This is a genomic window from Roseateles sp. GW821-FHT03B02, from assembly GCF_059421025.1.
On the sequence record NZ_JBWKUV010000002.1, the window covers coordinates 661,250 to 672,801 of the forward strand.

8 protein-coding genes and 1 riboswitch are annotated in these 11,552 nt (G+C 71.5%); of the genes, 2 read left to right on the forward strand and 6 right to left on the reverse strand.

Translation table 11 applies throughout. The features are described from left to right. Positions 1 to 5: 5 nt before the first annotated feature. Together AC07VX_RS09365 and AC07VX_RS09370 are read left to right on the forward strand one after the other, a co-directional pair. Positions 6 to 1,823: an aminopeptidase P family protein gene (locus AC07VX_RS09365; protein ID WP_493164435.1), complete on the forward strand. Its 1,818-nt coding sequence runs from the start codon at positions 6 to 8 to the stop codon at positions 1,821 to 1,823. After that, positions 1,820 to 2,743, forward strand: coding sequence for a DUF3616 domain-containing protein (locus AC07VX_RS09370; RefSeq protein ID WP_493164436.1), 924 nt, complete (start codon positions 1,820 to 1,822; stop codon positions 2,741 to 2,743). Before AC07VX_RS09365 ends, AC07VX_RS09370 begins: the two co-directional genes overlap by 4 nt. Here AC07VX_RS09370 and AC07VX_RS09375 read toward each other — a convergent pair. From AC07VX_RS09375 to AC07VX_RS09400, 6 genes are all read right to left on the reverse strand, one after another. Beyond that, the gene (locus AC07VX_RS09375) at positions 2,733 to 3,914 is read right to left on the reverse strand and encodes an MFS transporter (RefSeq protein WP_493164437.1); all 1,182 of its coding nucleotides are present in this window, start codon (positions 3,912 to 3,914) and stop codon (positions 2,733 to 2,735) included. The genes AC07VX_RS09370 and AC07VX_RS09375 overlap by 11 nt on opposite strands. 13 nt (positions 3,915 to 3,927) lie before the next feature. Then, positions 3,928 to 4,009: riboswitch (S-adenosyl-L-homocysteine riboswitch) on the reverse strand. A gap of 47 nt (positions 4,010 to 4,056) precedes the next feature. Next, positions 4,057 to 4,875 carry an efflux RND transporter periplasmic adaptor subunit gene (locus AC07VX_RS09380; RefSeq protein ID WP_493164438.1) on the reverse strand — a complete coding sequence of 273 codons (819 nt, stop codon included), beginning with the start codon at positions 4,873 to 4,875 and terminating at the stop codon, positions 4,057 to 4,059. Then, positions 4,872 to 6,860, reverse strand: coding sequence for a preprotein translocase subunit SecA (locus AC07VX_RS09385; protein WP_493164439.1), 1,989 nt, complete (start codon positions 6,858 to 6,860; stop codon positions 4,872 to 4,874). Before AC07VX_RS09385 ends, AC07VX_RS09380 begins: the two co-directional genes overlap by 4 nt. Positions 6,861 to 6,863: 3 nt before the next feature. After that, positions 6,864 to 9,038, reverse strand: coding sequence for a PqqD family peptide modification chaperone (locus AC07VX_RS09390; protein WP_493164440.1), 2,175 nt, complete (start codon positions 9,036 to 9,038; stop codon positions 6,864 to 6,866). Next, positions 9,026 to 10,864: a hypothetical protein gene (locus AC07VX_RS09395; RefSeq protein ID WP_493164441.1), complete on the reverse strand. Its 1,839-nt coding sequence runs from the start codon at positions 10,862 to 10,864 to the stop codon at positions 9,026 to 9,028. Before AC07VX_RS09395 ends, AC07VX_RS09390 begins: the two co-directional genes overlap by 13 nt. Positions 10,865 to 10,923: 59 nt before the next feature. After that, positions 10,924 to 11,523, reverse strand: a complete 600-nt coding sequence (locus AC07VX_RS09400) for a PEP-CTERM sorting domain-containing protein (RefSeq protein WP_493164442.1) — start codon at positions 11,521 to 11,523, stop codon at positions 10,924 to 10,926. Between the last annotated feature and the right edge of the window lie 29 nt (positions 11,524 to 11,552).

Here is an 11,552-nt window from a genome sequence, read left to right on the forward strand (position 1 = left end):
CCACCATGGACGCCCGCACCCACGAAACCCGCCTGCGCATCGAACGCCTGCGCGATGCCATGAACGCCCAGGGCGTGCACGCCGTGCTCGTGCCTTCCAGCGACCCGCACCTGTCCGAATACCTGCCCGACCGCTGGCAGGGCCGGCAATATCTGTCCGGCTTCAGCGGCTCGGTCGGTGCCCTCGTCGTCACGCGCGACCAGGCGGCCCTCTTTGCCGACAGCCGCTACTGGGCCCAGGCCGAGGCGCAGATCGCCGGCAGCGGCATCGCGCTGGAGAAGATGCCCAACGGGGCGTCGACGCTCTACATCGACTGGACCGCCAAGGCGCTCAAGCCCGGCCAGGTGCTGGCGGTGGACGGCCAAGTGCTGGGCCTGTCGCTGGCCAACGCGCTGCGCACGGCGATGCAGCGCGCCGGCGTCAAGCTGAAGACCGACCTGGACCTGCTGCAAGCGGCCTGGGACGGCCGGCCCGGCCTGCCGACCGCGCCCGTCTACGAACACCCCGCCCCCTACGCCACCGTGTCCCGTGCCGACAAGCTGGCCCGGGTGCGCAAGGCCATGGCCAGCGTGGGCGCCAGCCACCACCTCGTCTCCACCGTGGACGACCTGGCCTGGCTGCTGAACCTGCGCGGCAGCGACGTGGAGTGCAACCCCGTCTTCATCGCGCATCTGCTGCTGGACGGCCAAGCCGGCCGGTTGTTCGTTGGCGACGGCAAGGTGCCGGCCGATCTGGCAGCGCGTCTGGGCCAGGATGGCATCCAGCTCCTGCCCTACGACCAGGCGGGCAAGGCGCTGGCCGCCCTGCCCCCCACGGGCAGGCTGCTGATCGACCCGCGCCGCGTGACGCTGGGCCTGCGCGAGGCCGTGCCGGCCACGGTGGCCGTTGTCGAGCAGATCAACCCCAGTACGCTACTGAAGAGCCGCAAGACGCCCGAGGAAGCCCGATTCATCCGCGAGGCCATGGCCGAGGACGGCGCGGCCATGTGCGAGTTCTATGCCGAGTTCGAGGCGTCGCTGGCCCGCGGCGAGCGCTGGAGCGAGCTGGACATCGACACCAAGCTCACCGCCGCGCGCAGGCGCCGCCCCGGCTTCGTCGGCCTGTCCTTCTCGACGATCGCCGGCTGGATGGCCAACGGCGCCCTGCCCCACTACCGCGCCACGCCCGAGTCGTTCGCGCAAATCGAGGGCAACGGCCTGCTGCTGATCGACTCCGGCGGCCAGTACCTGGGCGGCACCACGGACATCACCCGCGTCTGGCCCATCGGCACCGTCAGCGCCGCGCAAAAGCGCGACTACACGCTGGTCCTCAAGGGCACGCTGGCGCTGTCGCGCACGCGCTTCCCGCGCGGCACGCTCAGCCCCATGCTGGACGCCATCGCCCGCGCGCCGCTGTGGGAACACGGCCTGGACTACGGCCACGGCACCGGTCACGGCGTGGGCTATTTCCTGAACGTCCACGAAGGCCCGCAGAGCATCAGCAAGGCCATCGCCGAGCCTGCCATGGCGATGGAGCCCGGCATGATCACGTCCATCGAGCCGGGCCTGTACCGGCCGGGGCTGTGGGGCGTGCGCATCGAGAACCTGGTGCTCAACGTCACCATCGACACGCCGGAGAAGAACGTCTTTGGCGAGATGCTGGAATTCGAGACGCTGACGCTGTGCCCCATCGACACGCGCTGCATCGACATGAGCCTGCTGCGCGCCGACGAGATCGCCTGGCTGAACGACTACCACGCCACCGTGCGCGCGCGACTGCAGCCGCTGGTGAGTGACGCGGCGCTGACCTGGCTGCTCGAACGTACCGAAGCGCTGGCCGCATGAAGACGCTGGCCGCGCTGCTGCTGATCGCGGCGGGCGCGGCTGGGGCGCAGACGCGCTACGAGGGCCTGTGCGACGCATCGGCGGCCGTGGCGCTGGATGCCAGGTACTTCATCGTCGCGGACGACGAGCACAACCGGCTGAGCATCTACCGGCGCGGCGAGCCCCGCAGCGTCGGTCAGGTCGACCTCGACAGGTTCCTGAAGACCGACAAGGAGGCCGACCTCGAAGGCGCGGCCCAGATCGGCACGCGCATCTACTGGATCGCCTCGCACGCCCGCAACGGCGAGGGCAAGCTGCGCGAGGACCGGCAGCGCTTCTTCGCCACCGAGATCCGCGGCACGACCGTCGAGCCCGTCGGCAAGCCCTACACGGCGCTGCTGGCCGACCTGCTCGCGGCGCCGGCCCTCGGCGCCCTGAAGCTGGCCGACGCAGCCCGGCGCGCGGCCGAGGCCAACGGCGGCTTCAACATTGAAGGCTTGGCCGCCGCGCCGGACGGCAGCCTGCTGATCGGCCTGCGCAACCCCATCCCGCAAGGCAAGGCCATCCTCATCCCGCTGCTGAACCCGGCCGAGCTGGTGGCGGCCAGGGGCCCGGCCCGCTTCGGCAGCGTGATCCGCCTGGACCTGGGCGGACGCGGCGTGCGCTCCATCGAGCGCGTGGGCGGCAGCTACCTGATCGTCGCCGGCCCGCCGGCCGACGAGGGCACGTTCGCGCTGTTCCGCTGGAGCGGCAAGGCCCATGACATGCCGGTGCCCGCCGAGGCCGGCATCGGCACGCTGCGGCCCGAGGCGCTGCTCGCCTGGCCGGACGGGCAGGTCACGCTGCTCAGCGACGACGGTGGCCTGAGGGTGGGCAAACAGGCCTGCAAGGACGCGGACAAGGGCAAGCGATCCTTCCGCGCCCTGGACCTCAGGCCTTAGCCACGACCGGATAGCGCCACACCAGCGCCGCGCTGGCCAGCAGCTGCAGCAGCACGCCGGAAAACACCGGCACGGCGCTGCCCGCATGCCCCAGGAAAGGCGCCACCAGCTGCGTGCCCAGGGCGCCGGCCGCCAGCAGCGCCAGCACCAGCATGGCCGTGGCACGACCCATCTGGGCCGGCGGCAGGGCCAGGGCGTCGACGAACGTGGCCGGCCCGCGGATGGCCAGCGCACCGCAGAAGCACATCCAGTAGGCCGCCACCGCGCCATAAGGCAGCGCCTGCCCGCCCCAGGCCGTCAGCAGCGCCAGCGTGCAGGCCGCCAGTTGCACCACGCTGCCCAGCCGCACGACGCGCGCATGGCCCAGGCGCGCCGCCAGCCGGCCCGATTGCGAGGCTCCCAGCATGAAGGAGCCGACGCCCAGCACCTGCAGCAGCGCGAACGCCGCCGTGCCCAGGCCCAGCGTGTGCTGCAGCAGCTGCGGCGCACTGGCCAGGAAGGTCAGCAGCGCACCGATGCACAGCGCATGCGAGCCGGCCAGCCGCAGATAGCTGCGGTTGCGCAGGATGCCGAGGTAGCCGGCGTCGTGATCGAGATTGAGCCCGGGCAGCCGGCGTGGCGCGATCTTCACCACCCAGGGCAGCACCAGCAGGGCCAGGGCGGCCAGCACCCAGAAGGTGCCGCGCCAGTCCGTCACGCGCAGAAGCAGTGCGCCCAGCACCGGCCCGGCTGCGGGCACGATGGCCTCGACCATGGAAATGGCGGCAATGCCACGCACGACGTCGGCATCGGCCAGCGTGGCGCGCACGACGGTGGGGGCCACGACCGTGGCCGCTGCGGCCGACACGCCCTGCAGCAGGCGCAACAGCAGCAGTGTCTCGATGTTGGGGGCGAGCGCACAGCCCAGGCTGGTCAGCACCAGCAGCGCCAGGCCGATCTCGATGCACAGGCGCGGTCCGAGGCGGTTCAGCAGTTCGCCCCACAGCAGCTGGGCGGCGGCCAGGCCTGCGAGATAGACGGCCACCGTCGCCTGGGCCAGCGACACGCTGATGCCCAGGCCGGCCTGCAGGGCGGGCACGGCGGGCAGATAGAGATCCATCGCGGCCATGCTGACGCCGGTCACGAAGGCCAGCGGCAGGATGGTGCGTATCGATGCGGAGGTGGATGGCAAGCGGGCCTCTTCTTCACAGAGGGCGCCCTTGTCCGGTCGTCGTCGCCAAGCGTGGCGGAAGCTCCCGGGCTTCCGTCGCAGCACCCCTCGGCGGGACGGCACCACGCGATGCGGTGTGGCGCGGATTCTAGTAGCTGAGGCGTTAGAGGAACTTCACCCTGCAGCGCACACCGGCCGGGATGTCGCCGTTCGGATTGGGCAGCTCCAGCCGCACGCCGAAACTGCCGCTGGCTGAATCCATCACGCCGTCGACGACCTTGATCTGTGCCTTCCACTGGCCCTTGAGCGGCGCCTCGGGCGTGATCTCGGCCGTGTGGCCGGCCTTGATCTGGCCAAGCAACGACACGGGCAGCACCACTTCCACGCGCAGCGGATTCGTCTGCGCCATCTTCAGGATGGGCCGCGAGCCCTCGCCCGTGAAAGCCAGCTCGCCCGGGTTTTGCAGGCGGTCGGTCACCACGCCGTTGAAGGGCGCGCGCAGGGCGCGCTGCTTCATGACGGCATTCAGGCGCTGGGCCTCGATGCCTGCCAGACGCCGGTTGTCCACGGCCAGGGCCAGCTCGGCCTCGGCGACGCGCAGCTCGGCCTGGGCCTCGTCGCGGTCCTGGGCGGTGATGTAGTTCTGCTCGCGCAGGTCCTCGCGGCGGCGGAACTTCTCGCGGGCGTAGTCGGCGCGGGCGCGCGCCACGCGCAGCTCGGCCTCCGACTCGGCTCGCTGCTGGGCGCCGGCCAGGGCTTCGCGCTCGACGCTGCCGTCCAGCAGCACCAGGGTGTCGCCCGCCCTCACCTGGCTGCCGCGCTCCACCAGCACCTTGTCGATGAGCGCGTTGGCCGGGCTGCGGATCTCGATGCGCTGGTTGGGCTCGATGAGGCAGTCATGGCCGGCCGGCGCAGCGGCGGGCTTGGGCGTTTGCGCCATGGCGGCGGCAGGCAGGAGCAGCAGCGGGAGAACAAATCTCATATCTGGTTTCCGGCGAATCCAAGCAGGTTGTCGAGTTGGCGGTCGGCCTTGAGGGTGCGGTAGCGCATGGCGGCATGCAGGCGGCCGGCATGGCCTTGCGCGGCGCGGCGCAGCAGTTCCAGCGCCCAGGCGGGCAGTTCGTCGCGGCCGGCGAAGAGGCGACTCAGCAAGGCCTGCAGCGTCGCGGCGTGGGCGGTGAAGATCTCGTCGTCCAGTGCGACGATGGCCAGGGCCACACCGGGGTCGCCCTGGCGCGCGCCGCGGCCGACAAGCTGGCGGTCGATGCGGGCCGAGTCGTGGAACTCGGTCAGCAGGACAGCGAGCCCCCCCTTCTGCGTGACGCCGTCGCCGAGGTGGATGTCGGTGCCGCGGCCGGCCATGTTGGTGGCGACGGTCACGGCGCCGGCCTCGCCGGCCATGGCGACGATGTCGGCCTCTTCCTTGTCCTGGCGGGCATTCAGCACGCGGTGGACCTGGCGCGGACCGAGCTCCTCCGACAAGGCGACCGAGGCCCGCACCGAGCGCGTGCCGACGAGCACCGGCCGGCCGCAGGCCAGCTGCCCGCCGATGGCCTCGCGCACGGCCGTCCACTTGGCGGCCTGGCTTCGCACGAGGCGGGCGGGGAGCGTGACGCGTTGGTCGGGCTTGTGCGTGGGCAGGCGCACGACGTCGAGGCGGTACACCGTGTTCAGCTCGGCAGCCACTTCGGCGGCGGTGCCCGTCATGCCGGCCAGGCGCAGGTAGCGGCAGAAGAAGCGCTGGAAGGTGATGCGGGCCAGCGTGCGCGCCGGCTCGGTCAGGTCCAGCCCTTCCTTGGCCTCGATCATCTGGTGCAGACCGCCCTCCCAGCTGCGGCCCTCCAGCACGCGGCCGGTGTACTCGTCGACGATCTGCACGGCGCCGTCGATGACGACGTAGTGCTGGTCGCGGTGGAACAGGTGCAGCGCGCGCAGCGCCTGTCCGACAAGGTGCTCGCGCCCGCGCGCCACGCCCCAGATGCCGCCCAGCCCCTCGGCCGCCTCGCGCACGGCGGGCAGGCCGGCGGCCTCGAAGTGCAGGCTGTGGCGGGCGGCGTCGATGCCGAAGTGCTCGCCGAGCTTGAGCGTGGCGGCGATCTTCAGTGCCTGCTGGTAATCGGTCGCGTCGGGCGGCTGGCCCTGCTTCTCGGACAGGATCAGCGGCGTGCGGGCCTCGTCGATGAGGATGGAATCGGCCTCGTCGACGATGGCGAAGTGCAGGCCGCGCAGCAGCAGCGGCTGGGGGAGCTGGCCGTGCAGCAGGCGGGCTTGCATCTGCGCCGGGCTGACACGGCCGCCGGCAGCGACGCGGTCGCGCAGATAGTCGAACACCAGGCTCTGGTTGGTGCAGTAGGTGATGGGCCGCTGGTAGGCCTGGCGCTTGGCCTCGTGCTCCAGCGTGGCCCAGACGACGCCGGCCGTCATGCCGAAGAAGCCGAACAGCGGCTGCATCAGCTCGCAGTCGCGGCGGGCGAGGTAGTCGTTGACGGTGACGACATGGGTGGGCAGGCCGGCAGCGCCGGCGATGGCCGCGGCGAGGCCGGCGGTCAGCGTCTTGCCCTCGCCCGTCTGCATCTCGGCGAGGCGACCTTCGAGCAGCACGGCGGCGCCCATGAGCTGGGTGTCGAAGGGGCGCTTGCTCAAGGACCGGCGGGCGCCTTCGCGGACAAGGGCCATCACTTCGGCGAGGCCGCTGGCCTTGCCAGCCTGGACGGCGGCGGGGGCCGTCTTGAACAGGCGGCGGCGCAGTTCCTCGTCGGACTGCTGCTGGAGTTCGGCTTCGAGCTCACCCGCTGCCCTGGCCATCGCGCGCAGCGTGGGCACGCCGGGGATGAAGCGGCGCTTTAGGCGCCACAGCACTCCGCGGGCAAGGCGGTCGTGTATGGGCTCGTCGACGTCGCGGCGCTCGGGGAAGACGCCGTGGGCGATGGATTCACCGATGTCGAGGGGCAGCGTGGCGGCGCTCATGACTCAGAGCTGGAAGTGCGACAGGAACAGGCGCCGCAGGCCTTCCCACACGCGCATCGCCACCGGCTCCGACTCATGCTCCAGCCGCACCAGCACCCGCGCGCCGATCTGCCGGTACGGCATGTCCCCGCCCAGCTGCAGTTCGTGCTCGAACAAGGTCTGCAGCGCCTGCAAGCCCTTGGGATCGTGCGGGTCCAGCGGAATGTCCCCGCCCGCAGCCGTTCCCAACGCCGGACTGGGCAACTCCCTCGCCGCCGCCGGCACGCTGCGCGCCAGCCTGGCCTCGTAGCTCACCCCGGGCTGCTGAGGCAACCTCACCTCGAAGCTCCGCACCGCCGCGCTCTGCCACTGCGGCAGCACGACGCGCACGCGCGCCGGACCGGCGGTGTCGATGTGGCCCAGCACCTCGCCGCGCTTGAAGAAGCGCCCCGGCAGATCGTCGGGCCGCGTCAGCAGCAGCAAGCCGGCCACCTCCGCCCGCACGACGAGCTTGGCCGCCTCGCCTTCCAGTGAAGCCAGCGCCGCTTGCTCACGCCGCACCTCCTCGGCCAGCAGCGCCGCCTTGGCCGGCGCGATGCCGATGACGCCGAAGGCCGCGTCATGCTTGGCCTGGGCCAGCTCCAGCCGGCCGCGCTGCTCGCCGACGCGAGCCTCCAGCGCCGGGTCGAAGAGCTGGGCGACGGCCTGGCCTTCCAGCACGACCTCGCCCGGCCGCACCAGCAGCTTGGAGAAGAAGCCGCCACCCTGGGCGCGCAGCACGGCGTTGTCGCTGGGCCAGACCACGCCGGTCGCGACCGAGTGATGCGGCAGAGGGATGACGAACAGCAGCAGCACGACGAGCGCACCGGACACCCACAGCACCCGCCGAACCCGCCCGGCCTGCGGCTCCAGCGCCGGGTCGCCGGCCAGCTTCTTCAAACCGCGCGCCCAGGGCAGCAGCACGCTGGCGACGATGCCCCAGGCGGCGATCAGCACGCCGACGAAGAAGTAGCGGCTCGCGATGAAGACCGCGATGCTGAACATGACGAAGAGGCGGTAGGCCAGCGCCATCGGCGCGTAGACGAGGAACCAGCGGCGCTCGCCGGACGTGGACAGCGGCGGCTCGGCCTGGTGCTGACCGAATAGGTGGTAACGCAGCAACCAGCCCCAGTAGTCGGTGGCGCGCTGGCCGAGGTTGGGGCTTTCGATGGCGTCCGCGAAGATGTAGTAGCCGTCGTAGCGCAGCAGCGGGTTGGCGTTGAACATCAGCGTCGTCATGCTGGCCAGCACGATGACGTTGAAGGCCAGCGAGCGCACGAAGCCCGGCTCCAGCGCCAGCCACAGATAGAAGGCGATGGCCGCGATGAAGAGCTCGGTCAGCATGCCCGCCGCTCCCACCAGCATGCGCGGCCAGCGGCTCTCGAAGGCGGCCGAACTGCTGGCGTCCACGTAAGGCACCGGAAAGAACACGAGCAGCATCACGCCCATCTCGTGAACCTCGCCGCCGAAGCGCTTGGCCGCCAGTCCGTGGCCGATCTCGTGCGCGGCCTTCAGCAGCGGGAAGAGGATGGCCAGCAGCAGCAGGTTGTCGACGGCCAGCAGGCGCTCGTTGATGTTGCCGGTCAGCTCGCCCCAGTGGCTGGGCGCCAGCAGCACGGCCGGCAGAACGACGGCAAGCCAGAGAGCCATGCCTACCCAGCCCTTCAGCGGCCCTGCGGCGACGATGACGCGGCCCAGCCAGGCGTCGGGGTCCACCAGCGGGAAGCGCAGCGACACGGGGTTGGCGAAGCGCTGCAGCAGCTTGGAGCGGCGCTGCTTGCCGCCGCGCTCGAACAGTTCGGCCACGTCGGGCGTCACGTCGCACTGGATGAGGTCGGCCGCGTAGAGCTGGCCGAACAGCTGCACCAGCTCGTCCTGACTGGGCGTGTGCTCGTCCATCGCAGCGCTGAGCCGGTCCCAGACCTGCTGCAGCGTGCGTTCGCCGTCCAGCAGCCCGATGACGCGGTAGCTGCTGGGGTTGAAGCGGTGGTATTTGCCGGCGACGCGGTCCTCGACGACGTACCAGATCTCGCCGCGGTAGACATGGCGGTGGATGCGCACATGGCCGCGCAGCCGCGGCTTCAGCGTGGCGACGCGGTACCAGTTGGCCGAGAACAGCGCGTCGCCGAGTGGTCTTGGAGGAAGGGTTACGGCGTCCATTGCCACAGGGCCAGTCTCAACCAGTCGGTAAAGCGATGCGTCCACACCCACAGCAGGCTGCGCTCCCCGACGACGACCTTGGCCACACCCTCCATGTTGGGCTTGAGCGGGACGCCCTCCTGACTTTCCAGCTCGGCCTCGGCGCGGAAGTAGTTGCGCCCCTCCTCCACCACCGACACCGGCGTCACCGACTTCAGCGTGAAGCGCCAGCGCTGGCCGGGCGCGCCGGTCAACACCAGCTCGCCGCCCTGCCCCGGCTGCACGCGGGCGATGTCGCGCTCGTCCACCTTGAGCATGACGCGCCAGCTGGCCAGCGGCGCCAGCTCGAACAGCGTCTTGCCCATTTCCAGCGGCGCACCGAGCTGCTGGGACAGGTCACCCTTGACGACGATGGCGTCGAACGGCGCTGCCAGCTCCACGCGGGCCAGCTTGGACAGCGTCAGGTCCAGCTGCGCGCGGGCCTGGTTGGCCTGGGCGGCGGAGAGGCGCTGGTTGACGCGGTCGGACAGCGCCATGGCTTCGCGCTCCTTGCGCTGGGCCATCTCCAGCTCGGTCTCCCAGCGCACCTTTTCCAGCTGCAGCTCGCGGTCGTCCATGCGCGCCAGCACCTGGCCGGCCTTGACGGTGTCACCGGCGCGGGCCGGAGCCTCCCGCAGAAAGCCGTCGAAGGGTGCGACGGCCGCGCGCTGCACGGCACCCTCGACCATGGCCGGCGCCGACACGCGGTGCTCCACCGGCACGAGGGCGGCGATCAGCAGCAGCAGCGCCAGCGTGCCGCCCCCCAGCTTGAGGCCGGGGTGGGAGGCGTCGGTGAGCCGCGCGGCCGCGTGGCGCACGCTGCGGCGGGCATGGCGGGCCAGGCTCTCGTCGCGTGCATGCTTGTGCTCCAGCACGGGGGCCAGCACACCGGCCAGCAGCGCCATGCCCTTCAACTCGGCCGGCAGGAAGACGGTGTTGCGCTCGAACAGCAGCACGGCAAACGGCGGCGCGGCGCCGATGGCCAGCGGCTGGGAGGCCAGGGCCAGGCTGCCGGAGTCGGCCGCGTAGCGCCCATGGGCCATGCGCAGCACGCGCGAGTCGCTGCTGTCGTCCTCGGGCCAGACGACGGCAGCGCGCTGGTCGAAGGCCTCTGTCATCGCGGCGCGGGCCAGGGCCGTCAGGTTGGCGCGTTCGTCGAACCAGGCAGAGTGCGACACGGCAGCTGTCTCCAGCTTGGGGCCGTCGGCCAGTGCCAGCTGCACCTGGTGGCAGCCGAAACGCGCGGCCAGCTTGTTGACGAGGGTGAGGCCGGCCTGGCGGAAGTCGGGTTCGGCCAGCGCGGCGAGCGACACCTCGAACAGGAAGGCCGACTCGTCCAGCCGCTGGCGGGCCTGGCCCAGCTCGCGCTGCGCGAACAGGTCGGCCATCCAGCCGGCACCCCAGTGCGTGAGGCGGGCAGCCAGGCGCGCGGCCTCGGGGCTGGCGTCCAGCAGTTCCAGCACGACGGCGCCGTGCAGGGCCTCGCCGGCGGCCAGCGGGTAGGCCAGCTGCACCGGATGGCCGGCGTGCTGGCGGCGCACGCCCTGGCGGGTGGCCAGGCATTCGCGGGCGATGTCGGCCAGGCGCTGAAGCTCCGTGCCCTCGGGCCAGGCGGCGGCGGGAACGTAGGAGCCGGCCGCGTCCTGCAGCAGCAGCAGACCCACCTGCACGCCGGGAACCAGGCTGCACAGCACGGCCAGCCAAGCGCGGCACAGGGCCTCCGCGGAGCTGGCCTCGGCGAGGGACGCCCAGGCGGCGTCGGCGCCGAGGGCGGGGTTGGGCGTGGGCAGATCGTGGCGGGCGTTCATCACGGCTTCAGGTCATCATGCCCGCCACCCTGCCCGCTCGGGATGGCGACAAACACCAGTCAGCCCAGCTTGCGTCGCGCGAGCAGGCCCAACACGGCAATGCCGGCAGCAAGCAGCGCAGCCGGACTGGGTTCGGGCACGGCGGTCACGGTGATGGTGGCATCGAAGGCGCTGCTGGCCGGCGGCGGGAACGGCTCGGCCAGCACGCTGGGGTCGGTCAGCTCGACGAAGAACTGCAGCTTCTGCGCGCCGGCCTGCAGGCCCGTGAACGTGAACTGAAGGGTCGACGGGCCGGCCGGCAGGTTGAAGGGGGCCACCAACGCCCCCACCACGACGCCGAGATGATGGTCGTCGCTGCTGACCTCGTGGATGTCGGGGTAGAGCGCGACGAAGCTGGCCAGGCTGCCGCCGAAGGCCTGGGCCGCCGCCATGTCGACGGAGAGCGCGCCGACGTCCCAGTCGCCCGTCAGCGTGAGGCCGAGCAGCGCAACGGGGTCCGACACATCGAGGGTCAGCGTCAGCGTGGCGCTGCCTCCCTGGATGACGCTCGCGGACGTCGCGCTGCCCGTGACAGTGAGCGCCTGGGCCGGCACGGCCAGGCCCAGAGCGGCCGCGCAGGCCAGCGGCGCGAGCCACAGGTGTCGGGTGTAGGTCTTCATGGGGTGCCCCTCAGAGGTTTTGAATTTGT